Origin of the sequence: Sphingomonas sp. OK281 (assembly GCF_900115295.1) — a bacterium.
Lineage (GTDB): Bacteria > Pseudomonadota > Alphaproteobacteria > Sphingomonadales > Sphingomonadaceae > Sphingomonas.
In genome coordinates, this window is sequence record NZ_FOVZ01000001.1 from 31038 (window position 1) to 57314 (window position 26277).

At 62.0% G+C, this 26277-nt stretch carries 29 protein-coding genes; 22 read left to right on the forward strand and 7 right to left on the reverse strand.

Annotated features, from left to right (window positions below):
* Window positions 1–249: 249 nt before the first annotated feature.
* The gene (locus tag BM244_RS00150; protein WP_175517968.1) at window positions 250–1083 is read right to left on the reverse strand and encodes a TonB family protein; all 834 of its coding nucleotides are present in this window, start codon (window positions 1081–1083) and stop codon (window positions 250–252) included.
* A gap of 446 nt (window positions 1084–1529) precedes the next feature.
* Between BM244_RS00150 and BM244_RS00155 the strand changes: the two genes are divergently transcribed.
* The gene (locus BM244_RS00155) at window positions 1530–1742 is read left to right on the forward strand and encodes a hypothetical protein (protein ID WP_093396664.1); all 213 of its coding nucleotides are present in this window, start codon (window positions 1530–1532) and stop codon (window positions 1740–1742) included.
* Window positions 1743–1760: 18 nt separating this feature from the next.
* Complete coding sequence (locus BM244_RS00160; protein WP_093396665.1) at window positions 1761–2330, forward strand: recombinase family protein; 570 nt, start codon at window positions 1761–1763, stop codon at window positions 2328–2330.
* A 144-nt stretch (window positions 2331–2474) separates the two neighbouring features.
* On the opposite strand, the gene BM244_RS00165 is transcribed toward BM244_RS00160, so the two are convergent.
* From BM244_RS00165 to BM244_RS00185, 4 genes are all read right to left on the reverse strand, one after another.
* Complete coding sequence (locus BM244_RS00165) at window positions 2475–2981, reverse strand: Ros/MucR family transcriptional regulator (protein ID WP_093397993.1); 507 nt, start codon at window positions 2979–2981, stop codon at window positions 2475–2477.
* Window positions 2982–3462: 481 nt separating this feature from the next.
* Window positions 3463–3879, reverse strand: a complete 417-nt coding sequence (locus tag BM244_RS00170; RefSeq protein WP_093396667.1) for a transposase — start codon at window positions 3877–3879, stop codon at window positions 3463–3465.
* A 723-nt stretch (window positions 3880–4602) separates the two neighbouring features.
* Entirely contained in the window at window positions 4603–4845 is a 243-nt protein-coding gene (locus tag BM244_RS00175; protein ID WP_093396668.1) for a hypothetical protein, read from the reverse strand.
* Window positions 4846–5714: 869 nt separating this feature from the next.
* Window positions 5715–6137: an NUDIX hydrolase gene (locus BM244_RS00185; protein WP_093396672.1), complete on the reverse strand. Its 423-nt coding sequence runs from the start codon at window positions 6135–6137 to the stop codon at window positions 5715–5717.
* Window positions 6138–6185: 48 nt separating this feature from the next.
* Between BM244_RS00185 and BM244_RS22510 the strand changes: the two genes are divergently transcribed.
* From BM244_RS22510 to BM244_RS23840, 14 genes are all read left to right on the forward strand, one after another.
* Complete coding sequence (locus BM244_RS22510; protein ID WP_139226831.1) at window positions 6186–6461, forward strand: hypothetical protein; 276 nt, start codon at window positions 6186–6188, stop codon at window positions 6459–6461.
* A gap of 356 nt (window positions 6462–6817) precedes the next feature.
* Window positions 6818–8863: a conjugal transfer protein TraG gene (locus tag BM244_RS00200; RefSeq protein WP_093396677.1), complete on the forward strand. Its 2046-nt coding sequence runs from the start codon at window positions 6818–6820 to the stop codon at window positions 8861–8863.
* A 3-nt stretch (window positions 8864–8866) separates the two neighbouring features.
* A complete protein-coding gene (locus tag BM244_RS00205; RefSeq protein WP_093396679.1) occupies window positions 8867–9274 on the forward strand; it encodes a ribbon-helix-helix domain-containing protein in 408 nt (135 codons plus the stop codon).
* Window positions 9271–10260: a P-type conjugative transfer ATPase TrbB gene (gene trbB, locus BM244_RS00210; RefSeq protein ID WP_175517970.1), complete on the forward strand. Its 990-nt coding sequence runs from the start codon at window positions 9271–9273 to the stop codon at window positions 10258–10260. The genes BM244_RS00205 and trbB overlap by 4 nt, the downstream gene beginning before the upstream one ends.
* Window positions 10253–10588 (forward strand): TrbC/VirB2 family type IV secretion system protein, encoded by a 336-nt coding sequence (locus tag BM244_RS00215; RefSeq protein ID WP_093396681.1) that lies wholly within the window; start codon window positions 10253–10255, stop codon window positions 10586–10588. The genes trbB and BM244_RS00215 overlap by 8 nt, the downstream gene beginning before the upstream one ends.
* The gene (locus BM244_RS00220) at window positions 10585–10872 is read left to right on the forward strand and encodes a VirB3 family type IV secretion system protein (RefSeq protein WP_093396682.1); all 288 of its coding nucleotides are present in this window, start codon (window positions 10585–10587) and stop codon (window positions 10870–10872) included. Before BM244_RS00215 ends, BM244_RS00220 begins: the two co-directional genes overlap by 4 nt.
* A complete protein-coding gene (gene trbE, locus BM244_RS00225) occupies window positions 10866–13295 on the forward strand; it encodes a conjugal transfer protein TrbE (protein ID WP_093396684.1) in 2430 nt (809 codons plus the stop codon). The genes BM244_RS00220 and trbE overlap by 7 nt, the downstream gene beginning before the upstream one ends.
* A gap of 263 nt (window positions 13296–13558) precedes the next feature.
* Window positions 13559–14281: a P-type conjugative transfer protein TrbJ gene (gene trbJ, locus BM244_RS00230; protein WP_093396686.1), complete on the forward strand. Its 723-nt coding sequence runs from the start codon at window positions 13559–13561 to the stop codon at window positions 14279–14281.
* 115 nt (window positions 14282–14396) lie between these two features.
* Window positions 14397–15704: a P-type conjugative transfer protein TrbL gene (gene trbL / locus BM244_RS00235; RefSeq protein WP_093396687.1), complete on the forward strand. Its 1308-nt coding sequence runs from the start codon at window positions 14397–14399 to the stop codon at window positions 15702–15704.
* Complete coding sequence (gene trbF / locus BM244_RS00240; RefSeq protein ID WP_093396689.1) at window positions 15704–16516, forward strand: conjugal transfer protein TrbF; 813 nt, start codon at window positions 15704–15706, stop codon at window positions 16514–16516. Before trbL ends, trbF begins: the two co-directional genes overlap by 1 nt.
* Window positions 16513–17472 (forward strand): P-type conjugative transfer protein TrbG, encoded by a 960-nt coding sequence (trbG, locus tag BM244_RS00245; protein ID WP_093396690.1) that lies wholly within the window; start codon window positions 16513–16515, stop codon window positions 17470–17472. Before trbF ends, trbG begins: the two co-directional genes overlap by 4 nt.
* Window positions 17469–18683: a TraB/TrbI/VirB10 family type IV secretion system protein gene (locus tag BM244_RS00250; RefSeq protein ID WP_093396692.1), complete on the forward strand. Its 1215-nt coding sequence runs from the start codon at window positions 17469–17471 to the stop codon at window positions 18681–18683. The genes trbG and BM244_RS00250 overlap by 4 nt, the downstream gene beginning before the upstream one ends.
* Window positions 18684–18692: 9 nt before the next feature.
* Window positions 18693–18911, forward strand: a complete 219-nt coding sequence (locus BM244_RS00255; RefSeq protein ID WP_093396693.1) for a DUF2274 domain-containing protein — start codon at window positions 18693–18695, stop codon at window positions 18909–18911.
* A gap of 87 nt (window positions 18912–18998) precedes the next feature.
* The gene (locus tag BM244_RS23840; RefSeq protein ID WP_368086054.1) at window positions 18999–19142 is read left to right on the forward strand and encodes a hypothetical protein; all 144 of its coding nucleotides are present in this window, start codon (window positions 18999–19001) and stop codon (window positions 19140–19142) included.
* Between the two features lie 179 nt (window positions 19143–19321).
* Here BM244_RS23840 and BM244_RS00265 read toward each other — a convergent pair whose 3' ends face one another.
* Both BM244_RS00265 and BM244_RS00270 read right to left on the reverse strand, forming a co-directional pair.
* Entirely contained in the window at window positions 19322–19537 is a 216-nt protein-coding gene (locus tag BM244_RS00265) for a helix-turn-helix transcriptional regulator (RefSeq protein ID WP_093396696.1), read from the reverse strand.
* 384 nt (window positions 19538–19921) lie between these two features.
* Window positions 19922–20152: a helix-turn-helix domain-containing protein gene (locus tag BM244_RS00270; protein WP_093396698.1), complete on the reverse strand. Its 231-nt coding sequence runs from the start codon at window positions 20150–20152 to the stop codon at window positions 19922–19924.
* A 118-nt stretch (window positions 20153–20270) separates the two neighbouring features.
* Here BM244_RS00270 and BM244_RS00275 point away from each other — a divergent pair, with 118 nt between their 5' ends.
* The 6 genes from BM244_RS00275 to rfbA all read left to right on the forward strand — a co-directional run bounded on the left by BM244_RS00275 (window position 20271) and on the right by rfbA (window position 26224).
* On the forward strand, window positions 20271–20801 hold the full coding sequence (locus BM244_RS00275; protein WP_093396700.1) for an RNA polymerase sigma factor: 531 nt from the start codon (window positions 20271–20273) through the stop codon (window positions 20799–20801).
* A 16-nt stretch (window positions 20802–20817) separates the two neighbouring features.
* The gene (locus BM244_RS00280; protein WP_093396701.1) at window positions 20818–21783 is read left to right on the forward strand and encodes a FecR family protein; all 966 of its coding nucleotides are present in this window, start codon (window positions 20818–20820) and stop codon (window positions 21781–21783) included.
* 1000 nt (window positions 21784–22783) lie between these two features.
* Window positions 22784–23353, forward strand: coding sequence for a dTDP-4-dehydrorhamnose 3,5-epimerase (gene rfbC / locus BM244_RS00285; protein WP_175517973.1), 570 nt, complete (start codon window positions 22784–22786; stop codon window positions 23351–23353).
* Between the two features lie 11 nt (window positions 23354–23364).
* A complete protein-coding gene (gene rfbB / locus BM244_RS00290) occupies window positions 23365–24420 on the forward strand; it encodes a dTDP-glucose 4,6-dehydratase (RefSeq protein ID WP_093396704.1) in 1056 nt (351 codons plus the stop codon).
* On the forward strand, window positions 24417–25340 hold the full coding sequence (gene rfbD / locus BM244_RS00295; RefSeq protein WP_093396706.1) for a dTDP-4-dehydrorhamnose reductase: 924 nt from the start codon (window positions 24417–24419) through the stop codon (window positions 25338–25340). The genes rfbB and rfbD overlap by 4 nt, the downstream gene beginning before the upstream one ends.
* Window positions 25337–26224 (forward strand): glucose-1-phosphate thymidylyltransferase RfbA, encoded by an 888-nt coding sequence (gene rfbA, locus BM244_RS00300; protein ID WP_093396707.1) that lies wholly within the window; start codon window positions 25337–25339, stop codon window positions 26222–26224. Before rfbD ends, rfbA begins: the two co-directional genes overlap by 4 nt.
* Window positions 26225–26277 lie beyond the last annotated feature (53 nt).

Below are 26277 nucleotides of genomic sequence, written 5' to 3' on the forward strand. Positions count from 1 at the left end.
TATCGGAGCTCATAGAGACAGCATATCTGTCTTAACCCGGCGACGTCGATAGTATGGATGCGCGACGCTTGCTGCGATTTCTACTACTGCTCGTAAGCTATCATAACGGATGGCGGCCATCGGGAGATCTGATCGCATGCCCAAACGTCCGAATTTGGGCAATTTTGACCGTTCGGCGTTCTCGCAGATGAACGCCAATTGAGAAGCCTGTGGCGTTCCCAATCAGGAACGCCAGCCAGGCAGTGCTCGTTACCGGGTGCTCTTCAGCGGAAGCTTGAACTTGACCCGCTGAACACAGCCTCGACGGCCTGAATCGCTTTCTACTACCCGTGCATTGGAAAGCGCATTGCGCGCGGTATCGCCGAACGCCTCGTCCGGTTCAGAACCTAGAACCCTTACGTTCCCTACCGCTCCCCATGGCGCCGTATCATAGCCAATTACGGCCGCCCCTTCGATCCCGCGGCGCCAGAACGCTCTGGGGTAGGCGCTTCCGTCGAGAAGACCCGGGATCGATTTGGGATCCACGATACAACCCGGCTGGTCTCCAGTATCCAGGGGCGTGTCTGGCACCGGTACGGGGGCCGCCAGGTTGGCGCTGCCGTTATGGTAGAAGTGATAGGTGCATCCGTGAAAACCCGCTCCCGGCTCATAGCGGTTGGCCAGCAAAGCTTCTCGACCGGCGCGCTCGAGCCCTGTATCGCCGGACGTACCCAATGTCTGGACGTTTCCAGGCTTACCCGCGGCGTTCACGTCGAATGCCAGAAACACCCAAGCTGGTCGGCGCGCCGGTTGCGGCAGCTTTTCGAAGGCCGGCAGGTTAAGACGCCGGTACTGGCCTGGTTCGCGGGGGCAGTTTGAGTCTGCGGGGCGAACTCGTTCAAACAGGGCAGGCGCGAACCCTGTGGAGTCCGGACGGCTCGCCAGCTCGTACAAATTCCGCATCGACGCCTTCTCGATCAGCGTGACCGATGCTTTGAAGGACACGCTGCATTTCGCCTGCGGCATTCCGGTTGGAAAGCTCGAAGCCGCCAGCGCAGGGGCAAGATCGCTCGTGTCGACATACCAACCCGGCAATTCCGTCATATCACGGCGGATCGTGCGAGCACGTCCCTGCGCATCGATTACGAAGGAGAACCGATATGTGGGTGAGGGGCTTCCGGTAATAGCGAGACCGTAACGCGTCGCAACTGCCGTGAAAGGCCGAACGATACTATCGGCTGCTATCGGCTGCCCTGAACAGGTGACATCCCTGGCGGTGAACGACACGACCTCCGTTCGCTGGGTTGCGAACGGTACCAGGGGGGCGGGGACACTGAGCAGCGCGAGCATCGCAACAGGCATGGCGTGATCTCCAAATTTACGACATCGGTTATCCCGCTGGCGGCAACGTGGCTAGCGATCTCACCAATGAATCATCCTCGGCGGCCACAGATCATAGCCGGCCTGGATTTCCACTTTCTCAAAACACGTTCTCATTGTTCATTCTCATTGAACGCCAACATTGTTGGCTAGCTGAGAAGGGTCGAACCATGACGATCGACGACGCACTGCGCGCTTATGCCTCAGGACACAGTTCGGCCAAGGAAACGAAGGACCGTACCGGGCTGGATTATGCTCAAGTCCTGTACGGTCTTGGCCGGCTGAACCTTCGCGTACCACCGCCCGCCTTCGGCGGCCCCAACGGCGACGCGCTGGGTGAGAGCGCAGATTGCTTCACCGCGTTCCTGAAGCAGTCGCGCTGACATGGCGGATCCCCGCTGATGCTCATCGGATATGCCCGGGTCTCGACCTCGGACCAGAATTTGACGCTGCAAACGGACGCTCCGACCGCTGCGGGATGCGAGCGGATCTGCATTGACACGGCGAGTGGGGCGAAAGCCGACCGTCCAGGTTTGTCGGAAGCGTTGAACGTAGCCCGCCGGGGCGACACGCTCGTCGTCTGGAAGCTCGACCGCCTCGGCCGTTCGATGAAGGGCCTTGTCGAACTGGCGGCTGACCTTGCTACCCGCGGTATCGAGTTACGGTCCCTGACCGACGGGATCGACACAGCGACGCCGACCGGCCGGTTGCTCTTTCACATTCTGGCATCGATCGCAGAAATGGGGCGTGAGCTGATCCGCGAACGAACAATGGCCGGGCTACTGGCAGCCCGTGGCAAGAACGGGCCCGGCAGGGGGCGCAAGTCGGTCCTGACGCCAAAAAAGAGGGCCACGGCTATGAAGCTGCTCGCTGCGGGCGATCGTCCCCGGGACGTAGCCGAAGCGATCGGCGTCTCGGTCGCAACCTTTTACAGGCATTTTCCGGCTGGTGGCAGCGAGCCGGGCCCTTGAAGACCCGCTACCTGCGCATCGTGCCCTTTAGTGGCCATGATCGCCGTCTGATGACCCTGGAGGCCCTGAGGACGCGCCTCCAGGGACGTAGACTGCATTTCCACAGGGGCTCGGCTCCCGTTTTCCGGGAAGCTATGCCATGGCTTATTCGGCTGCCGTTTCTTCGGTCTTGCGCTTGCGCGGAGCCGGGGTGGGCTTGGCGTCTGCCTTGGCTGCATTGGTTTGACCGGGCTTGCGACCCAGGCCAATGCTTTTCGCCATCGTGCGACGTGCTTCCGAATAGGTCGGAGCGACCATGGGGTAATCAGCCTTCAGGCCATAACGCTCACGATACTCCACTGGCGTCATGCCGTTAGTGGCAAGGTGGCGACGCAGCGTCTTGTACGGCTTGCCATCGATCATGCTGATGATGTGATCAGGGCTGGCAAGCGACTTACGCGCCGTCACGGCCGGGGTGTATTCTTGAGCAGGTGCCTCAGGTTCAGCAGCCGCAGCGTTTCCGCCGACCAGCAGCGAAACAGTTTCGTACATTTTGTTCAGGAAGGCCGGAACGTCGTCAGCATTGGTACGCATGTTGGGGTTTGCTAACCACGCGATGGTCAATTCCGTGGCGAGCTCAATGGGGTTCAGATCGAGGGTAGTGTCAGACATAGCAGCGCTCCATTTCTGGACGCGCATCTAGGTATTTGATTGGTCTCTGGCAATCTCAGACTGCGCGAGACCATCTATTTGGAGCGATACATAAAAATGGAAGTATCAATCCGCTCATAAGTGTTATCTAGGGCGTTAGCCAAATTGACCCTTCCGCTGGTGCCGACGCTAGCGTCCGTTTGAACATTGGCGGGTGTGCTGCGACCTCCTGGTCGACGACGATTGATCTCGTCCACGGACTGATCACCGCTCTAGCAGTATCCGTCGCTGGGCATAAGCGCCGGTAAGGCCGCGCAGGCGGCGCAAAACACCTCAGGCCGTCCGAAAACGCATTCTGGGGAAATGCGAAATCGATCGAGTGTCAGAAGCGCCGTCGCTGACGCTATTTTCGGCCTAAGCCCGCTTTGATATCGCAAGAACTGCGCCTTGGCCGCTGAGAGCCGACTTATAAGGGTGTTTCTGGCAGCCAGACGCGTGCCTTTCAGGTCTGCATGGCCTGGAGCATGGCGGGGATCCCAAGGATCGTGATGGCTCGCCTCAGATTGTAGGCGATCGAGGTGAGGCTGAAGTCCGCGTTCACGCTAGCAAGCCCGCGCGTCAGGAACGCACCTTGATTAATCCACTGTTTGATCGAGCCGAAGGGGTGCTCAACCGTTTCGCGGCGCCGGTCGAGAATGTCGGGGCGGGTGGCAAGCCGCTCGGCCATGCGGTCGAGCACCGCCTCGCCTTCCCAACGGTTGATGGTCCGCGCCGTACCAGACGTGCATTGTGGCTTGAGTGTGCAGTCCCGGCAGGCTTGCCGGTTGCCGTAGCGGATGGTGCAATGAACGCCCTTCTCCGAGGCTGAACGGATCGAGGCGCTGCCTGGCAGGGCAGGTGTAGCAGTCCTGCGCCGCATCGTAGGGGAAAGCGTCCTTGCCGAAATAGCCTTGGTCGATGGCAGGACCACGCTCCGGACGTGCGACGTAGGGGATCACACCGACCGTCTCGCAGGCAGCGATGTCCTCCCCTTTGTAGTAGCCCTTGTCGGCTACCGCGGCGATCCGCTCTACGCCCAGCAGCTCGCGTGCGGCGCCTGCGGTCTGCGCGAGGGACGTTTTCGGACGGCCTGACCTGTTTGTCGCACAATGGCAATTTCGACCGGCTTTTCCACGCATCGGGACGCTGAATGGTGACAATGGGAAGGAAAGCGGACTGGCGGCTTTCGGGACGATGCGCTGGAAAACGGACGCCGTGAATTACCGACTTGTGAGCAGTCGCTTCCTATACAGCGCGTCCGGGGCTTTAGCCGCTTCGATCCTGATCCGGCGATGTAGCACCCCCACCATCAACGGACCGCCTACTAGAAGCAGACCGATCAGCACCTGTATGAAATCCGGCGACCAGCCAGCAGAGCCGCTCCATAGATTAGCGCGAAGAACGCGAACCATACGAATGCTGCGGCATCAACGAGGAGCAACGGCGTCCTGCTTTGATAATGCTGGTGTGCAAAACGCCAAAACGCGGCTTTCATGCTGCCCCCATCTCTATTTCGAACCAATCGTAACGTCGGCTTTCGGGAAGCGCTACCTGCGCCGCGAACGGTAACAAATGGCCGTAAGCAGGATGGCCGGAATGGAGGTTAGTTGCCTTTCCGAAAGCGGTCCACGAGCTTGTCGATGACTACTTTCCAGATACGAACCGCAAATGCGGTCAGTAAGATCAATGGAGCCACCCACAGGACTTCTTTGTCCCAACCCCACCCAAGGCCGAGCGCAAAATCCAAGATCGTCGCGCCCCACATAACGCTTACGACGGCAACGATTGACCAGAAGGTCCAATCGAACTCTTTTCGAAACCAAGCGTCAAAGCGTTCGTAGCGCATGGACGCATTCTGGTCTCATCGACGAATGTGTACAAGTGGGCGAAAGCGGAATGGCCAAACGGCAGCTATGGACGCTGACGGCGTAGGCTCAGAACGGTTCCGAAAGTCACTAGTCCGCAAGCTAGAGCGAAATAGAGACTCCCTGCAAGTACGCCTAAGCCGGACAGCCCGTCGTGAGGAGCGGCATGCAAATACCACTCAGTCAGAGCCGCCTTCATTGGGTAGAAGCCCGTGGGGAGAGCAATACCACCCAGCAAAGTGGCGAGACCAAGTCGTTTCCACGTCATTCTAGTAAGACTGCCAGCATAAACGAATGTCTGCAATTGGTGGATGCCTGAACACCATCGAACGACCGGATGTGGGCGCTTCTGGTACTATCCCGCATTCTCGCGAGGGATCGAATTTTGGGAATGTCTGGGATGGAGAGGAAAGCGGACGCGCCGTTGCCCTCTTTCATTTATGTCTTATCTGTTTTTTCGAAAGGTGCGGTTTCGAAGATCATCGCGGAGTTCGGCTTCGTGTTTTTGATTGACATCATACGCTCGCCACTCAGCATCAGTGCGGCATACCTTCTTTGAAAGGCGGGTACCAGTTGTCTTAAATTCTCGGCATATTCTCTGAGGTGAACTCTGCTCGGTATTGGCTGTCTTTGAGGGCGCCGCTGCCGTGAGCGCGATAAGCAGGAATGGGATCATAGTGCGATGCTCCAATTATACCCGAGCGAGAATAGGACTTTGAATTTGGTACGCAACCCTGTCGTTTAAACGGCGGCTTGTAAAACCTAGAATGCCAAAACGAATGTCCGCAGGTGGGCGTTCGTGTCCGATCCGGCTTTCTCGCGAGGGATGCTCAATTGAGCATCGCCGACATCAGGCGAAGTCCGGTATTGCACCGGCGAAAGTGATCAGCAGCGCACGAAGCTCGCCATTTTTAACGGCCTCAATCGCTGCGTTGATGGGCATCCAGCGTCTCTCTCGTTGCCGCATTTCGGGCCAGCTGACGTTTTCCTGACGGACCAGCATTGGAAACGCCCGTATGGCTATCATTTTGGCTTGGCCGTCTTCGTCGGTCTTGACCTGACGGTAGGTCCCAACGGGTACGGCGCTGATCGTGCCTACGACGCCTGCTTCCTCGAAGGCCTCACGGGCGGCAGATTGATGCGCTGGCATTCCGCGCTTTACCTTACCCTTGGGCAATACCCACCTGGATCGCTTGCGGGAGGTGACTAGCAGAACTTCGACGCCGTTCAGGTCGCTTTTGCGATAAGGTATGGCGGCAGACTGGAGGATGATGGCAGTACCTGCTTGATCGCAATTCGGTGGACGTCATCTATCGTGATAATGAGGAGCAGCGCAATCGAAACGGCTACCGATCCTGACCCTGCGATTTTGCCAGAAAGTCATGCTCGGCTCTTTCGATCGCATGCGCTAAGTCTGCAGGACGTATCTCAGAACCTGCCCGAGCAGATTGGCGAAGGTCGCTTTGACAAGATGCTCCGGCTCGCCCTTTCCGATCCAGACGATGAAGTTTGGCGCTACTCCATCGAGGTGTCGGGGCATCTCGTTAGCCATGCGATCCCGGAATATGGGGCTGCGATCCTGCATCGTCAGGTTTAAGCCAACGAACACGTTGCAGCTGACCCTCCCCCGTCTCGCACAATACTTATCAACGCGGCCCCTAGAATAGATTACTTGCCGAAAACGATGCTGTATTGAGAAGGTGACCGGGAAAAAGCACCCGCCGTGCCCCAGCGGTCGTTGTCAGCGCGGCAGGCCGGTAACCTCCAAGCCCTGCTTGATCGGGTTGCCGAGGCTTTGCAACTGAGTGAAGACGCGGCTTTAATCCAAAACCGCACCGAGAGGCCCTTCATCGGTACCGGTAGGCATCAGAAGGGGGCTGACGCCGGGAAGGTGCCCAAGGGAAACTACACGCCGGCCCGTGTGTGATCATCTTTGCGCGGGCGGAGGCCCGCATGACCCCGACCAAACTGCTTATCGGCCAGATCTTGACCGTCTTCGCTATAGTTCTGGCGGGCATCTGGTTCGCGACCCAGTGGGCAGCGGCGGCGCTGGCTCATCAGCCGGAACTGGGTGCACCTTGGTTCATCGCGTTCGGACATCCTGTCTATCATCCGTGGGCGCTGTTCGGCTGGTGGTATCACTTCGACGCCTATGCCCCCACGATCTTTGACGAGGCTGGCGTAATCGCAGGCGCCAGCGGGTTCGTTGGCTGCGGAGCAGCGGTCATCGGGTCGTTGTGGCGTGCTCGACAACGCAAAAACATAACCACGTACGGCTCCGCTCGCTGGGCGACACTCACTGATTTACGCCGCGCAGGGCTCTTTAACGAAGGCGGCGCCTTTCTTGGCCGGATCGGCGCCCGCTATCTTCGCCATGACGGCCCCGAACATATTATGGCGTTCGCGCCGACCCGCTCGGGCAAGGGTGTCGGCTTGGTCGTGCCGACTTTGCTGGGATGGACCGGCTCTGCCGTCATTCACGACATCAAGGGCGAGAACTGGACGCTGACTGGCGGCTGGCGCGCGCGCTTCTCGCATTGCTTGCTGTTCAACCCGACCGATGCGCGGTCCGCGCGGTACAATCCGCTGCTTGAGGTCCGGCGTGGTATCAATGAAGTTCGAGACGTCCAGAACATTGCCGACATCCTCGTTGACCCCGAAGGCGCGCTGGAGCGGCGCAACCATTGGGAGAAGACCAGTCATTCGCTGCTGGTGGGCGCGATCCTGCATGTCCTCTATGCCGAGGAGGAGAAGACTTTGGCGCGGGTCGCGACCTTTCTTTCCGATCCCCAGCGTTCCTTCACCGCGACCCTGGGTCGGATGATGACCACCAACCATCTCGGCAGTGAGGATGCGCCTATGGTGCATCCCGTTGTGGCGTCGGCTGCGCGAGAGGTGCTCAACAAATCCGACAATGAACGATCCGGCGTGCTCTCGACTGCCATGTCCTTCCTGGGGTTATACCGCGATCCCACCGTCGCCACGGTAACATCACGCTGCGACTGGCGCATCGCCGATCTCGTGGAGGGCAAATCGCCCGTCTCGCTCTATCTTGTCGTGCCGCCGTCCGACATCAGCCGTACCAAACCTCTGATTCGCCTGGTGCTCAACCAGATCGGTCGCCGGCTGACCGAGCAGCTCCACGCGGTGAATCCCAGCGACGGTTCCACGTCTGCTCGCCACAAATTGCTTATGATGCTGGACGAGTTTCCAGCGCTCGGGCGCCTGGACTTTTTCGAAACCAGTCTCGTCTTCCTTGCCGGCTATGGCGTCCGCGCCTTCCTGATCGCGCAGAGCCTGAACCAGATCGAGAAAGCGTACGGCGCTCAGAACGCCATTCTCGACAATTGCCATGTCCGAATCGCGTTCGCGACCAACGATGAACGGACCGCCAAACGCTTGTCCGACGCGCTCGGTACCGCCACCGAACAACGCGCGATGCGCAATTATGCCGGGCATCGGCTTGCCCCGTGGCTTGCCCATGTCATGGTCAGCCGTCAGGAGACCGCCCGTGCGCTTTTGACGCCAGGCGAGGTGATGCAGCTCGTGCCAACCGACGAACTGGTGCTGGTCGCTGGCATGCCGCCAATCCGGGCGACCAAGCTTCGCTATTATGAGGACGTGGCCTTTACCGGGCGCCTACTCCCCCCGCCTGTGCTGACGGACGGCGACTATGCTGATCGCCCGCCGCATCGCGTCGATGACTGGGCGGGAACCGTTCGCAGCACCGATACGCGCTTGGCCGGCATGGAAGATTCTACCGAGGGTAAAAGCGCTGGCGACGGGCAGGAGCAGGCCCGCCATCCCGGCGATGAGCCCGACGAAGCGCCGACGCCCGCACCCGCCACGGACGATCCGCTGGGACTCCGCGAAGGCAGTACCGACCCTGCTACCGACAAGCGGGCGATGGATCAGGCACGCGCTATCACAAACGCGCGGGCAACCTTTGCCGTCGACGCCGGACTCGCGCCGTCCAAAGACCTGATGCCGGGTTTCTGAACCATGGCCGAGCCGAAAATCCGCCATCAGCTCTTCCTGCCCAAACCGATCAGTGATCGGTTGGACGCGCTGGCCGCGAAGCCGGGCACGTCCAAGTCGGCGATCCTTGCCGATGCGGTCACCGCTTGGCTCAATCGTCGCGGGAGCAACGAACTCGACGACCGGTTCGGCATGCGGCTCGACCGCATGACCAACGCACTCGGCCGGATCGAGCGCGACGGTCATATCCTGCTTGAAACGCTCGCCCTGTTCGTCCGCTACGAACTCGCCATCCACGCGCCGCTTGCCGAGAACGACCAGGCGGGGCGCGCCATCGCCGCCAAGCGGTTCGAGGCGTTCATTGCACAGGTCGGCAGGCAGATCGCCGCAGGCCGACGCACGATCGGTAATGACCCGGAGCGTATTCCATGAGCAATACGCTCTCCGCAGAGCGAAGGCGCGCCATGCTGCGTACCGCGATGGGGCCGGACATCGGCATGGCGCTGGACGATGCGCGCGTCGTCGAGATCATGGTCAACCCGGACGGCGCGCTACGCCTCGACCGGCTTGGTGCAGGCCGCAGCGATACCGGTATCCGCATGGACCCCATGCAGGTGGAACGGATCATCCGTCTGGTCGCGAGCCATGCTCGGGCTGAAGTGCATGGCGATGCGCCGATCGTGTCCGCCGAACTGCCGCCGCGCACCGACGGCCATGCCGGGGAACGGTTCGAAGGCCTTCTGCCTCCTGTGGCGACAGCGCCCTGTTTCTCGATTCGCAAGCCTGCGACCCGGCTTTACACGCTGCTGGACTATGTGAGCGACGGCATCATGTCGGCCGATGCGGCGCGGTTGCTCGCCCAAGCGGTCGCCGATCGCTGCAACATCCTGGTCGCGGGCGGCACCAGCTCGGGCAAGACCACGCTCGCCAATGCGCTGCTCGCCGAAATGGCGAACCTCGACGAGCGGGTGATCCTGATCGAAGATACCCGCGAGCTGCAAAGTCCGGCCGCCGACACGGTGGCACTGCGCACGCGCCCAGGTGTCGTCGGCATGGCCGATCTGGTCCGCTCGACGCTGCGGTTGCGGCCCGACCGCATCATCGTTGGCGAGGTGCGCGGGCCCGAAGCGCTCGACATGCTCAAGGCCTGGAACACCGGCCATCCCGGCGGGATCGCCACCGTTCACGCCAACAGCGCGACATCGGCGCTCTATCGCATCGAACAGCTCGTGCAGGAGGCCGTCGTTACCGTACCCCGCCGTCTGATCGCCGATGCGATCGACATCGTCATATTCATCGCCGGCCGCGGCCTTGCCCGGCGCATCCAATCGATCGTCCGCGTCACGGGCGTCGATCCCGGCGGCAGCTACGCCGTCGTGGACATTAGCCCCAGTCCGCAAGGAGAAGACCATGCATAGTACCCATATCCCCGTCCGCCGCTCGACCTTCCTGATCGCTGCCGCGTCCTGTCTCTCGCTGATGATCGCCACCCATGCTCAGGCTGCCGGTGCGGGCATGCCGTGGGAGGAGCCGCTCCAGCAAGTGCTGGAATCGGTACAGGGCCCCGTTGCCAAGATCATCGCGGTGCTGATCATCATCACCACAGGCCTGACGCTGGCGTTCGGTGAGACCGCAGGTGGCTTCCGCAAGCTCATCCAGATCGTGTTCGGCCTGTCGATCGCGTTCGCCGCATCGAGCTTTTTCCTGTCCTTCTTCTCGTTCGGCGGCGGAGCGCTGATCGCATGACGGGCAGCGGCCAGCACATTGCCGATGGCCATGTCGTCGGTTTCGATGCCCCGATTCACAGCAGCCTCGGGTCACCGATCCTGCTGGCCGGCGCCCCCCGGATGATCGCGATCGTCAACGGTACCGTCTGCGCGGCCGTTGGCCTTGGACTTCAACAATGGCCGGCCGGTCTTCTGCTTTGGGCGGCGGGGCACAGCCTCGCCGTCTTCGCCGCCCGGCGTGATCCGGATTTCGCACCCGTGCTGCTGCGTCACCTTCGTCAGAAAGGCTATCTCGCGTGCTGAACCTTGCTGAATATCGCCACCGCGCAGATCGCCTAGCGGATCATCTACCCTGGGCGGCATTGGTCGCGCCCGGCATCATCCTCAACAAGGATGGCAGCTTCCAGCGCACATTGGCGTTCCGCGGCCCCGATCTCGAATCCGCAACCCAAGCCGAACTCGTGTCGGCTTGCGCGCGCGCCAATAACGTCCTCCAGCGGTTCGGCACCGGATGGGCATTGTTCTTCGACGCCGAGCGGTGCGAGGCAATGGGTTATCCCGACAGCGATTTCCCCGATCCCGCGTCCTGGCTGGTCGATCGCGAGCGGCGCGCCACTTTCCTTGCCGAGGGCGAACACTATGTAAGCCGCTATCATGTGACGCTGACCTGGCTGCCACCGGTCGACAGCGTCGATGCGGCGGGCCGATCCCTGGTCGACCGGCCCGACACAGGCAAGGCGCGCGACTGGCGTGCCGCCCTGGCAAGCTTCGTCGCCGAGACCGATCGCGCGCTGGATCTGTTCGCCGGCTTCATGCCCGAGGTGCGGGCACTCGATGACGCGCAGACGCTCACATATCTCCATGGCGCGGTATCGGATCGCCGTCATCCGGTCGCGGTACCCGAGACTCCGGTCTATCTCGATGCGCTGCTCGCCGACACGCCACTGATCGGCGGCCTCGAACCGAAGCTGGGTAACCGACATATCAGCACGCTGACCGTGCTCGGCTTTCCGAACATGAGCCGCCCCGGCATTCTCGACGCGCTCAATCATCAGGATTTCGGCTATCGCTGGGTGACCCGCTTCATTTCCCTCGACAAGTCGGATGCGACCAAGGCGCTGACGAAGTTGCGGCGCCAGTGGTTCAACAAGCGCAAGTCGATCACGGCGATGCTGCGTGAGGTGATGTATAACCAACCGTCCCCGTTGCTCGATAGCGATGCGGACAACAAAGTGATCGACGCCGATCTGGCGCTCCAGGCGCTAGGCGGTGATCATGTCGCTTTCGGCTACCTCACCACAACGATCACGGTGGCCGATACCGATCGTGCCCGTGTCGACGCCAAGGTCCGGCAGGTCGAGCGGATCGTCAACGGCCTCGGCTTCACCACCATCCGCGAAAGCGTGAATGCGGTCGAAGCATGGCTGTCTTCGCTGCCAGGGCATGTCTATGCCAATGTCCGTCAGCCGCTCGTCCATACGTTGAACCTCGCGCATCTGATGCCGCTGTCGTCGGTATGGGCCGGCCCTGCGCGCAACGCGCATCTCGACGGGCCAGCGCTTCTCTATGCCAAGACGGCAGGCTCGACACCGTTCCGTTTATCCACCCATGTCGGCGACGTTGGGCATATGCTGGTCGTTGGCCCAACCGGTGCGGGCAAGTCCGTGCTGCTGGCACTGATTGCGTTGCAGTTCCGTCGTTATGCGGGCTCTCAGGTCTACATTTTCGACAAGGGCTTCTCTGCCCGGGCCGCAGTGCTTGCGATGGGCGGCGCATATCATGCGTTGGGCCTGGGCGCCGATGGTGGGGAAACGCTGGCGTTCCAGCCGCTGCGCCGGATCGACGACCTCGCCGAGCGGAGTTGGGCGGCCGAATGGATCGCCGCGCTGTTGGCCGGCGAGAAGGTCGCCGTCACACCGGATGTCAAAGACGCCATCTGGTCGGCGCTGGGCAGCCTCGCCTCGGCACCGCCCGAGGAGCGGACGTTGACGGGTTTCACATTGCTCCTCCAGTCGAATGCGCTGCGGATATCGCTTGGCGCCTACACTCTCGACGGTCCCTATGGCCGGCTTCTGGATGCGGCAGAACAAGACCGTGCCTTCGCCGACGTCCAGTGCTTCGAGACCGAGGCGCTGATGGGGCAGGCGGGCGTGGTCGCACCCGTGCTGACCTATGTGTTCCACCGTTTGGAGGAGCGGTTCGACGGACGCCCGACGCTGCTGATCCTCGACGAAGCCTGGCTTTTTCTCGACCATCCGCTGTTCGCCGCCCGTATCCGCGAATGGCTCAAGGTCCTGCGCAAGAAGAATGTCGCAGTGCTGTTCGCGACGCAGAGCCTGGCTGACATCGCGTCAAGCAGCATAGCGCCCGCCATCATCGAGAGCTGTCCGCAGCGCATATTCTTGCCCAACGATCGAGCGATCGAACCGCAGAGCCGGGACGCCTATGAACGGTTCGGGCTGAACGACAGGCAGATCGAGCTTGTCGCCCGCGCAATACCCAAACGGCACTATTATCTGCAGTCTGCGAGAGGAAACCGCCTGTTCGAGCTTGGGCTTGGACCGATCGCGCTGGCACTGTGTGGCGCGTCCGATGCGCTGATCCAGGCCCGTATTGACGCGATGCTTGCCGAGCATGGCGCCGATACTTTTGGCGCCCGATTTCTTACCGATGCCGGGTTGGATTGGGCGGCGTCGCTATTCGTCCAGTTCGATGGCGGGCGCTGACGCTGCGCCAAGGTCGATCGACGGCAGCCTCGCGTCGCGACCTCCCCATGACATGCAAGGCATGTCCAGCTTCGGCGACGAATGCAGACAGATCGCTCGGTGCTGTCTGCCGCGTGGTTGGCGCGAAAGCATGAAGGTCGGGGGCAGGGCTCAAGCATCCGCGGTGATCGGCCCAAAGATGTTCGTGCCGTCACCAGACAGGCTCTGACGGCATACCGAAAACTGCCCGAAATTGCGTGCTCCCCCGGGTCAAGGAGCCTGTCATGAAACCCCCGTCATCCCATAGTCGCGTGCGTAAATATCTGATCGCCTCTGCCCTTGGTTTGGGTGCAACGGGTGCGCTCATCATGGCGGTCGCCCTGCCGACAACCGGCGCTCACGCGATCGTCGTGTTCGATCCGTCGAACTACAGCCAGAATGTCCTGACCGCCGCGCGCACGCTGCAACAGATCAACAACCAGATCCGGTCACTGCAGAATCAGGCACAGAGTCTGATCAACCAGGCGAAGAATCTTGCCACGATCGGCTTTCCCGAGCTGGAGGCGATCACCCAGACGCTCCGGCAGATCGACCAGTTGATGGGGCAGGCGCAGGGCATCCAGTTCCGTGTCGCCAATCTCGATCAGGCATTGACCAGCAACCAGCGCGTGGTCGCCGCGAAGGCGCGGCTCGACACGGCGATGGCAGCGTACAAGCAGACGATGGGCGTGCAGTCCCAGGTTGTCGAGAATGTCCAGGCGGATACACAAACATTGCGCGGCATCGTCGCGCGCAGCCAGGGCGCCGAAGGGTCACTGCAAGCCCAGCAGGCGACCAACCAGCTCCTCGCACTCACGGCCAAGCAGCAGTTCCAGATCCAGACCCTGATGGCGTCGCAATATCGCGCCCAGGCGATCGAGCAGGCGCGCCGTGTCCAGGGCGAGGCCGAGGCGCGGGCTGCCACCACCAAGTTCCTTGGTTCCGGCTCGGCCTACAGCCCCCAGTAGCGCCGACCGGTTGACGGCGGCGGTTCCCCCTGACCGTCGCCGTCGTCGCGGGGCGTGGCGACGCTCCCCCGTCACGCCCCGCGGCATTTTCCCCCGTGCGTCGGAAAACCCCACCGTGAACGATCTCAACGTCATCGACCGCTTCATGGCCGCGTTCATTACCTACATCGACAGCGGCTTTGGGCTGCTCGGTGGCGATGTCGGCTTTCTGACGTCCACGCTGATCGGCATCGACATCACGCTGGCCGGCCTGTTCTGGGCGATGGGTGGCGACGACAATGTCATCGGTCGGTTTATCCGGAAGATCCTCTATATCGGCACGTTCGCGTTCATCCTGAACAGCTTCTCGACGCTCGCCGACATCATCTTTCGCTCGTTCGCGCAGGCGGGTCTCACCGCTGGCGGCGGCGTGCTGTCCGCCGATGATCTGCTCAAGCCGGGCCGGCTGGCTGCCACCGGCTTTTCCGCTGCGTGGCCGCTGCTCGACCAGGCGGCGAAGATGATGGGGTTCACCAGCTTCTTCGACAATTTCCTGACGATTGCGGTGCTGCTGTTCGCCTGGGTGCTGGTGATCATCGCGTTCTTCATACTCGCCGTGCAGATGTTCGTCACGATCATCGAGTTCAAACTGACGACGCTGGCCGGCTTCATCCTCGTGCCGTTCGCGCTATGGAACCGCACCAGCTTCCTCGCCGAGCGCGTACTCGGCAATGTCGTATCGTCGGGCATCAAGGTCATGGTGCTGGCGGTCATCGTCGGCATCGGCTCGAATTTCTTCACCGAGTTCACGGCTGCCTTGCAGGGGCAGGAACCCGACATCGGCCAGGCCATGTCGCTGGTGCTTGCGAGCCTCGCCATCTTCGGCCTTGGCATCTTCGCGCCGGGCATCGCCTCGGGCCTGGTGTCCGGTGCGCCGCAGCTCGGCGCGGGCGCCGCGCTGGGTACCACGGCAGGCGCGGCTGGCATCGCGGCGGTCGGCGGCGGTGCTGCGCTGGGCGCAGCAGGTGCCGTTGGCAGCAGCGCGCTGGCCGCGGTCCGCGCCGGCACGTCGATGGGATCGGCGGCGTCGACCGCCTACAAGCTCGGCCAGGAAACGGCTGGATCGTCGAGTGTGGGCACCGGCCTTGGTGGCATCGCGCGCGCGGCCGGCAACACGGCACGCAGTCGCATGTCGCAGGCGCTTGGCCTGAGCGAAGCCGCGAGCAGCGGCCGTGCCGCCGCACGGAGCGCCTTCAACCCGCCCGGTGGCGGATCGTCGTCTGCAGATACGACGCCTCCCAGCGACGGCGCTCCCGCCTGGGCGCGGGTCATGCGTCGCGAACAGACCGCCCGCCACCACCGCCATGTTGCCCTCCAGGCGATCAAGGACGGCGATCGCGGCGGCGGATCCGCCACACCCGACATCAAGGAAAGGGATGAGTGATGATCTTCAAACGTGCCGTCCAGCGCTATGGACGATCTCCCGAGCCAGAGACTCCCTACCAGCGCGCCGGGCAGGTCTGGGACGATCGCATTGGATCGGCCCGGGTACAGGCGCGCAACTGGCGGTTGATGGCGTTTGGCTGTCTGGCGCTATCGACCAGTTTGGCGGGCGGGCTGCTCTGGCAATCGACGCAAAGCAGGGTCACGCCTTATGTCGTCGAGGTCGACCGGCTTGGCGAGGCCCGCGCGGTGACTGCGGCCGACGCCGCCTTTCGACCGACAGATCGGCAGATCGCCTGGCACCTGTCAAAGTTCATCGAAACCGTGCGCGGCGTATCGCTCGATCCTGTACTGATGCGCGCCAATTGGCTCGCCGCCTATGACTTCACGACCCGCCGCGGCGCGCAATTCCTCGGCGACTATGCCCGCACCAAGGATCCGTTCGCCCGGATCGGCGAACGCACGGTGTCGGTGCAGGTCACCAGCGTGGTGCGGGCGTCGGATCGATCATTCCAGCTCAAATGGACCGAGACCGCCTATGAACGCGGCAATCAGACGGGCCGATCGAACTGGACCGCGATTCTGACAATCGTCACCAAGCCGCCATCGACCGCCGACATTCTGCGCAAGAACCCGCTGGGCCTCTACGTCGATGCGATCGACTGGAGCCGCGAACTCGACGTCGCCGGTCCGGCGCCGGCTTCGGTCCCGGCGCAGAATTCGACCGCGTCCGCAACCATGCCGCAGGGTTCGCCCATCGACCCCGGTCTTGGCGCGGTGCCCGTTCAACCCAGCCCGGAGACACAGCCATGACCCGACGTTTCTTGTTGCTCGCCAGCGCAACCGTGCTGCTGACGTTGCCGGCGTCTTCCCAGCCACGAAGGCCCGCAGCACAGCCCAAGTCATCAGTCGCCACTGCGACGCCGGTCCCATCGCCGGTGGTGGCAACGGTGCCGCCTGCAAAGCCTGTCGTACCGCGTGGCCGCCGATACAAACCGATCTCGGCAAACGAACGCCGCGTGCGTGCCGCCAATGGTGCGGCGACCCTGCAGCCGACGGCATATGGGTTCATCAACGCCGTACAGGTCTATCCCTATGCGGATGGGGCCATCTATCAGGTCTACACCGCGCCCGAACGCGTGACCGACATCGCTCTCCAGCCTGGCGAGGCGTTGGGCGCTGTGGCGTCGGGCGATACGGTGCGGTGGGTCATCGGCGATACCACCAGCGGCAGCGGCACGGACAGGCGCACCCATATTCTTGTGAAGCCGTTCGCCCCAGGCCTGTCGACCAACCTCGTCATCACCACCGACCGCCGCAGCTACCATGTGACCCTGACCAGCACGACGGCAACGGCGATGGCGGCCCTTTCGTGGACGTACCCCGCCGACCAGCTCATCGCGCTGCGCCGGGCCAGCGAAGCGACCGAGGCGGCCAAGCCTGTCGCGTCGGGTCTCACGGTCGAGGCGCTGCGATTCAACTACGATGTCAGCGGCGATACGCCGATGTGGCGGCCAGTGCGCGCGTTCGACGACGGCCGGCAGACCTTCATCGAATTCCCGCCAAGCCTGTCGGTCGGCGAAGCGCCACCGCTGTTCCTCGTCGATGCAAAGGGCGAGGTCAGCCTCGTCAATTATCGTGTCGCGGGTCGCTTCTACGTCGTCGATCGCATTTTCGATCGCGCTGAACTCCGGCTGGGCACCAAACATCAGGATGTAGTCCGCATCACCCGCATCGATGAGGGCGGACGGCAGGGGAGGGGGGCATGAGCGAGGAAGCCCAACCGGCCGCCCCGGCAAAGGTCGATCCGGAAACACTGGCGATCCGGGCAAAACCGGCGCGCGCGATCCGCTTCCGACGCGGCGTGATCATTGCGATCGCCGCGATCGGTTCGGTCAGCCTGATCGCGATCACCTGGATAGCGCTCAAGCCTACGATCTTTCGCCATGCCTCCGAGCAGACCGACATGTCCGAGCCGAACGGCAAGGCGGCGGCCGACGCAGTGAACGGTTTGCCCTCCACCTATGGCGATGCCCCCAAACTGGGGCCGCCGCTCCCCGGCGATCTCGGGCGACCTATCCTTGAACGCCAGCGGCAGCTTGCGCTGGAGTCGCCATCGACCGGACAAACGGCGATCGATCAGACGGAGGCCGATCAGACGGAGGCGGCCGAACGCGAACGCCTTCTCGCCCAAGGCAAGGCCGCGCGCGAGTCGGGTGTGCTCGTTTCCAGCGGGACGACCTCGCCAGCCGCAGTGGCTACGCCGGCGTCACCTGGGGACGTGCCGACTGTGGCCGAGCCATCCAAGGTGGCGCTTGATCCGACCACCCACCCAAACGCGCAGGACCGCAAGGCGGCGTTCGTGGCGGCGCTCAATCCCAAGGGCGACAGTAATCCGCACCGGATCGAGCCGGCCGCGTCACCCTATCTCCTGTCCGCAGGCAGCGTCATATCGGCGAGCCTGATTACCGGGCTGCGTTCTGACCTGCCAGGCCTCGTAACAGCCCAGGTGACCGAAACCGTCTATGACAGTCCGACAGGACGTATCCTGCTCGTACCGCAGGGCGCACGTCTGGTGGGAAGCTATGACAGCGTCGTGGCGTTCGGGCAGAAGCGCGCGCTGATCGTGTGGCAGCGGATCATCATGCCTGACGGTAGCTCGCTGCGCATCGATAACGTGCCTGCCACTGATCCGTCGGGTTATGTCGGATTGCAGGACAAGGTCGACTTTCACACTTGGCAATTGCTGAAAGGTATCGCGCTATCGACAGTGTTCGGGGTTGGCTCGGAACTGTCGCTGTCGGGCGATAGCGATCTCGTGCAGGCAATCCGTCAGTCGATGCAAGGCAATGTGTCGCGCGCCGGTGATGAGGTCACCCAGCGCAATCTCAACATCCAGCCGACGATCACGATCCGGCCAGGCTCAGCCGTGCGGCTGGTTGTCCACAAGGATCTGATCCTCGCGCCGTGGCGCCAATAGGAGCACAATATGACCGAATTGAAACTGGCGAAGCTGCCGGACCGGACGCCGGTCAAGCTGTCGATCACTGTTACGCCCGATCTGCATCAGATGCTGCACGACTATGCCGCGCTATACGCCGAAACCTACGGACGCGAGGAGCCGGTTGCAGAACTCATTCCTGCCATGTTGGCCGCGTTCCTCGAAAGCGACCGTAATTTTGTTCGAAACCGCGCGACCGGCAGATGAGCACCGGGAAGGGCCTCCCGGACCGCTTCGTAAAGCTCGATGAGGTCAAGCGCCGCGACGGCCCCCGGCAACTCGATGATCTATCAGATGATCCAGGAGTGGACGTTTCCGCATCTATACAAGCTGACGCTATTCGCCTCGCGCTGGAGCGACCGGGAGATCATCGCGTGGATCGTTGAGCAGGGCGGCCGATCATCTGCTGGCATTCCATGCGGATGCGACGGGCGATGAACAGCATGGTCGACAGGCCTGCTAGCTGAAGGCGCGCGTGGCGCGCTTTCTTGCGTTCGGCGTGTCCGGTAATGCCTCGGTTTCGTGTTTCACACCGATAACAGTCGAACAACTCGACGGACTCGCTTCGCGCGCCATCGCAGGATTGGTGGGCTGTTCGCTCCGGTCCGACAGCCCGCTTAATCGCCCGCGTGGTCATCGACGCTGTAGCACAGCGGGTCGCGCATCCAGTCACTGACCGCGGACTCGCGCCACCCCGTACAGCGGGTCGCAATACGTACCTGCTTGGGGAAGGTGCCGGTGTGAATTTTCCGGTACAATGTCGAGCGGGTCAGGCCCGTACGATTGAGCACGGCGCCAAGACGAAGAATGCGGTCAGGTGTTCCGGTCTGCATGACAGTCTCCTGTACTCAGTGAGCCTGAACACTCACCGGCGGCAGGTTTGAAATGTCAGATTTCGAGTGTCAAGTATTGGAGATGGCGGAAAAATACCTTCTTGGTATGGATTCAGTGACCCTAAGTCATAATTGGGGGACGTGACGATAGTTCTGAGTGAAATCAGCGGTAGGCAAATTTATTTTCTAGCGGATAAGCGGTCTGAGTATGAGTGCTATCACGCTCATATCACCCTGATCTCTATGAGTTTGTCGCGACAGATTACGTCGAGGCGAGAGCATCGAGTCGGGCGAAGGCGAACGTTCGCAGACCTAGTTCCCGTACAATGATCAAGTCTTCGGGGGCGAGCCTGATACAACGTCTGGTATGCCTCCATCAACGACCTATTCCTTGGAGGTGGCGGAAGTACCTTCGTCGAAGAGGGCTGCAACGTTGACACCCAACGCGTTCGCCAATCGGTCGAGGACATCTACGCTTGCCGCATAGATGCAGCGCTCGAGCGCACTCACATAGGTGCGGTCGATCTGCGCCCGATCCGCAAGTTCCTCCTGCGACCAGCCCTTCGTGCGGCGAAGAGCTCGCAGGTTTTGGGCTAGGATATCTCGCGCATTCATCTATCTGAAAGCACGATCTTGAAGAGTATATATCCACGGAGTATACTCTACATTCGTGCGATCCGATGAGCTGGATTGGTCAAATCGGTGGGTTCGTTCGCCAAGATGGAGCGGGCTGATGGCAGGGTATAACGACGACGCGCCGCCGCGCCTCACCAGTGAGGGCGTGCACTGGCCGGAAATGGAATCTCTGTATCAAGACCATACCGACTGGCTCCGCCGGCTTATCGCCGGGCGATTGCGTTTGCAGCCGGCCGATGTCGACGACATTGTACAGGATACTTGGGTGCGCGCCGCCAGGCCCGGCGCTCCGGAGATCACGCATCCGCGAGCGTTCTTGTTCCAGACCGCTCTCAATCTGTTTCGTGACGCCAAGCGGCGGGAGACGGTTCGCCAACAGCATTCAAGGACCATCACCGCCGATCAAGGCGGCGGCTTCGGTCACGGGATGTCGGAGCAGGAAGCCACGGTCGAGCTGGAGCGCATCGTGCTCGAGCTGCCCGACAAACTGCGTGACGTCTTCGTCCTGAGCCGGTTCCGACATATGACCAATGCTGAGATAGCGGTGAAGCTAGGCATTTCGATCAAGACCGTCGAATGGCGGATGGGTAAGGCTTTGTCACACTGCATGAGCAGGCTGCGCGACTAGGCGGCGGCACAGATCCATGAACGACAATGACGTGAGCGGCGACGGCGCGCGGGCGCAGGCGGCACACTGGTATGCGCGTCTCCAGACGCTGCCCGTGTCCGCGCGGACGCTCGAGGAGTTTTTCGCATGGCGCCGACTCGAGGGAAACCGCGACGCGTACATCGCGGTCGATCGGTTCTACAATCAGTCGGGCAGCCTTGCCGATCGCCCAGCAATCCTCGCCGCGACCGAGCAGGCAATGAACCGCCCCGCGCATTCATCGAGTAATCGCGGCTTCTCGATTGGCACGTTGGCTGCCGCCGCGCTTGCACTCGTGGTCGTGGGCGTCACCTTGGTCACTGAGTGGCCGGCGGGCGGCGATAGATACGCGACCCGGATTGGCGAACAGCGTAAACTGATGCTGGCCGATGGATCACGCGTGATGCTCGATACCGATACGGCCATGACGGTGAAGTTCGTCGATGGTGCGCGCCGCGTTTCGCTCGAGCACGGGCAAGCCTATTTTACCGTCGCGCATGATGCCGCGCGACCCTTTACCGTCGATGTCGGCGGCGCTCGGGTATTGGCGACGGGCACCCAGTTCGATGTGCATCGCAACGGTGACTCGGTCGACGTCACGCTGGTCGAGGGCAGTGTGCGCGTCAGTGCCGATGACCGCCCGGTGGCGCGGTTGCGCGCGGGGCAAGCGCTGACGCTGAACGGCGGGCGCGTCAGCCCAATCAAAGTCGTCGATACGACGCCCGCGACGGCATGGACGCGGGGCCGGATCGTGCTCGACGGGATGACGCTCCAAGACGCCATCGCCGCCGTCAATCGCTACGTCGATACGCCCGTCCGGCTCGATGCAGCGGGCTTTGCCAACGCGCGCATCAGCGGCACCGTCGATACGGGCGATGCCCGCAGCTTCGCCGCCGCGGTCACCGCCGTGCTGCCGCTGACATCGCAAACCGACAGCGACGGATCGATCAGTCTGCGGCAGTGAAATCGGATGCCGCGGCTGCGCTCCAGCCACGGCATCCGGGTCAGGCGAGTTTGAGCCGCTTATGCGGCGCCCTCTTTGTCTCGGCCGTCGCTTCTGCGGTGCGGCGTTCGGCGCTGTCTCAGGCGCTGACTTGCGGCCCAGGAGGGCGACCAGTGGCGCAATTGTCGGCCGGAGCAGGCGGGTTTGATTGGGCCGGGCCGTGGCCGCGGCTTGGGTATTGGAATGTAAAACCTGTCCGCTGAAGGCTCCCCCCGTTGTTGCGCGGCCTCCTTATTCCTCGGAAGCGGGCAGGCAATTCGTCTCCGGATCAGGTAACGCTGCTAGCAGGCCGGCGGCTATCTGATTGGTGGACGAACCCGCTCGAGCGGCTGGTCGAGGTAATGTTCGCTGCCTAAAGGACTGGCTTCGCATCGGTACCCGCTACGACTGCTGCCCTACCGTCCTCTTGTCTGTCATTTCTCACGCCGCAGCCGTCATCCTCTGTCCGGCATCAACGAGTCTTGGCCCCAAGTCGCGCTCCGGTGTCAATGCTAGCTATTCCAATCAGGCGATCATAATGATCTAGAAGGACATCTTGAAAAAGTCATGCCAAGCAACTGGCATTTACGACTTTTCTTGGTTTGTAAAGAACGGTAGTTCGTTTCGCTGAGCAGTTGCAGCATAAAATGCGTTGACGCGCGCCGTCGTAATGCAGATGAACAAGGCTAGGGCACGGCGGGGGCCAAATTTTGAGCAACATACAACGTTCGAGGGTGCGGCAAAATGGCATTGCCTATCGGCATAACCGATACGTAGAAACCTGACTCGAAGAATGTGGACATAATGTTAGGCTTTCCCGCACTATCAGATTGATGTGAAGTATCAATAGGATGGCGACGAAGAGGCGTTAAATTCGAAGTATTGACTGTGTAAAACGTTTGATATTGTATCGCAAATATTTCGCATTGGATTAAGTGTGATTGAGATAAGCATATTCATGCAAGGGGTTTAAATCATTCCGATGGTTCAGCTTATCCATCCAAAACGTTTTGGCGATGATCGTGGCTGGTTTACCGAAGTTTATTCGGTGCCCGCCTTCGAGAAAATCGGGATAGACTGCACGTTCGTGCAGGATAATCACTCGCTGTCTGTGCCGGCCTTCACGCTCCGCGGACTGCATTTTCAGAAGCCGCCACGCGGCCAGGACAAGCTGGTGCGGTGCATTCGTGGCGCGATCTTCGATGTCGCCGTGGACATCCGCAAGGGCTCGCCAACCTACGGCCAGTGGGTCGGCACCGAGCTGTCGGCCGAGAACGGCCACCAGCTGTTCATCCCGATCGGCTTTGCACACGGCTTCGTGACGCTCGAAGACAATTGTGAAGTCTCGTACAAATGCTCGGACACCTACGCGCCTGACAGTGATGGCGGCATCCGCTGGAATGATCCGGCGATTGGTTCGGGCGGCATCGACTGGCCGATGCCCGCTGGTACCACGCCCGAGCTTTCGCCGAAGGATGCGGTGCAGCCGCTGCTCGCCGACTTTGACAGCCCCTTTCCCTATGACGGCCGCCCGCTGGCGCCGCTCGCCTGAAGGACAGACCCATGCGCATCTTCGTCACCGGCGGGGCCGGTTTCATCGGCTCGGCGCTCGTCCGTCACCTGATCGAGAACACCGACCATGAGGTGTTGAACTTCGACAAGCTGACCTATGCCGGTACGCTGTCGACGGTCGAGCGTGTCGCCAGTTCGAACCGCTACCGCTTCGTCCAAGGCGACATCTGCGACGCAGACTCCGTCAAGGCCGCGATCGCCGAGTTCAAGCCCGAAATTGTCACGCATCTCGCAGCCGAAAGCCATGTCGACCGCTCGATCGACGGCCCCGGCGCGTTCGTCCAGACCAACGTCGTCGGCACCTTCACGATGCTCAGCGAGGCGCGCGCCTATTGGCTCGGCCTCGACGACGAAGCGAAGGCGGCGTTCCGCTTCCATCATATCTCGACCGACGAGGTTTACGGCTCGCTCGGCGACACCGGGCTATTCACCGAAGAGACGCCGTACGACCCGCGCTCGCCCTACTCGGCGTCGAAGGCTGGCTCGGATCACCTCGTCAGCGCGTGGGGCCACACGTTCGGGCTGCCGGTGCTGATCACCAACTGCTCGAACAATTACGGGCCGTATCATTTCCCCGAAAAGCTGATCCCGCTGATGATCGTCAAGGCGCTCGCGGGTGCCGACCTGCCGGTCTACGGCAAGGGCGACCAGGTCCGCGACTGGCTGTTCGTCGAGGATCACGTCCGCGCACTGCACGCGGTGTTCGAGAAAGGCGAGCCCGGTCGGACCTACAATGTCGGCGGGAATAACGAAAAGCAGAACCTCGAGGTCGTGAAGACCGTCTGCGCGATCCTCGATCGCCTCCGCCCGCGTGCCGACGGCCAGTCCTACGCGACGCAGATCACCTATGTCGCGGACCGTCCGGGTCACGACAAGCGCTATGCGATCAACGCGAGCCGGATCAAGAACGAGCTTGGCTGGGAGCCTGCCGAGACGTTCGAGACGGGGATCGAGAAAACCGTCGCCTGGTATCTCGACAACCAGGGCTGGTGGGAGGCGATCGTGGCCGAGCACAAGGCCGACCAGCGCCGCGGGTTGTCGGTATGAGCGACGTAAAGCGAATCCTCGTTACCGGTGGTAACGGCCAGCTCGGCACCGAGCTGAAGCGGTATGCATGGCCTGACGGTTGGGCGGTCACCGCGATCGACATCGACGAGCTCGACCTGCGCGATACCGCCGCGATCACCGCGATGGTCGCCCAAGGTCATGACGGGCAGCCTTGGGCAGCCGTGATCTCGGCCGGTGCCTACACCGCGGTCGACAAGGCCGAGAGTGACGTCGTCACCGCCTGGGCTGTCAATGCGATGGCGCCCGCAGCGTTCGCGGAAAGCTGCGCCAAGGCCGGCATCCCGATCGTCCAGGTCTCGACCGACTATGTCTTCGATGGCGCGCGCGATGGCGCTTGGGAAGTGACCGATCCGGTTGCCCCACTCGGCGTGTACGGTGCCTCGAAGCTCGGTGGCGAACTCGCGGTGCGTACCTCGGGCGCACGACACGCGATCGTGCGCACCGCCTGGGTGGTCAGCGCCCACGGCAATAACTTCATCAAGACGATGCTCCGCGTCGGTGCGACCAACCCGACCCTGCGCGTCGTCGACGACCAGCACGGCAGCCCGACATCGGCGACCGATCTCGCAGCCGCGCTCGCGACGATCACGATGCGGCTCGTCGAGAACCCGGCAGCGCCGACCGGCACCTATCATTTCAGCAACGCCGGCGCAGTGACCTGGGCAGGCTTCGCGCGCGAGATCTTCGCGCAGAGCGGCGCGCGCGGCGGGGCCAGTGCCGAGGTGCAGGGCATCAGCACCAGCGAATACCCGACGCCGGCGACGCGACCCGCCAATTCGCTGCTCAGCCACGACGCGATCACCCGCGACTACGGCATCCATCCGCCTGCGTGGCAGACCGCGCTCGGCAACATCCTCGACGAACTGCTCGGGGCATCCAACAAGGAGACACGCGCGTGAAGGGCATCATTCTCGCAGGCGGTTCAGGCACGCGCCTCCATCCGGCTACGCTGGCGGTCAACAAGCAGCTGCTGCCGGTCTACGACAAGCCGATGATCTACTACCCGCTGTCGGTGCTGATGCTCGCCGGCATTCGCGACATCCTGATTATATCAAGCCCCGAATATATCGGCAATTACAAGAACCTGTTCGGTGACGGGGCGGCGCTTGGCCTGACGATCGCCTATGCCGAACAGCCCAAGCCTGAGGGTCTCGCCCAAGCGTTCACGATCGGTGCGGACTTCATCGGCGACGACAATGTCGCGCTGGTGCTCGGCGACAACATCTTCTTCGGCGCGCACCTCACCGATCTGCTGGCGAGCGCGGTCGAGCGTAAGAGCGGTGCGACGGTGTTCTCCTACCGCGTCGAGGACCCCGAACGCTACGGCGTGGTCGAGTTCGGCGAAGGCGGCAAGGCGATCAGCCTCGAGGAAAAGCCTGAGAGCCCCAAGTCAAACCACGCGGTCACCGGGCTGTATTTTTACGACAACCGCGTCGTGCAACTCGCTCGCGACTTGAAGCCGTCGGCGCGCGGCGAACTCGAGATTACCGATCTCAACCGCCTCTACATGGACGCCGGCGACCTGTTCGTCGAACAGATGGGCCGTGGATATGCCTGGCTTGATACCGGCACCCACGACAGCCTGCTCGAAGCCAGTGAGTTCGTCCGCACGATCCAGCACCGGCAGGGGATTCAGGTCGCCTGCTTGGAAGAAATCGCGTTTCACCAAGGATTCATCACTACGGATCAGGCGCGCGAAGCTGGCGAACGCTTCAAGAAAACCGCTTACGGACGCGCCATTTTGCATGCCTTGGACGTCACTTTAGAATCAAAAGCAAGATAACTCAGCACTATTACGTTTTCTCGTTAGTCGGCAGCAGGGGAAATCTAATTTTT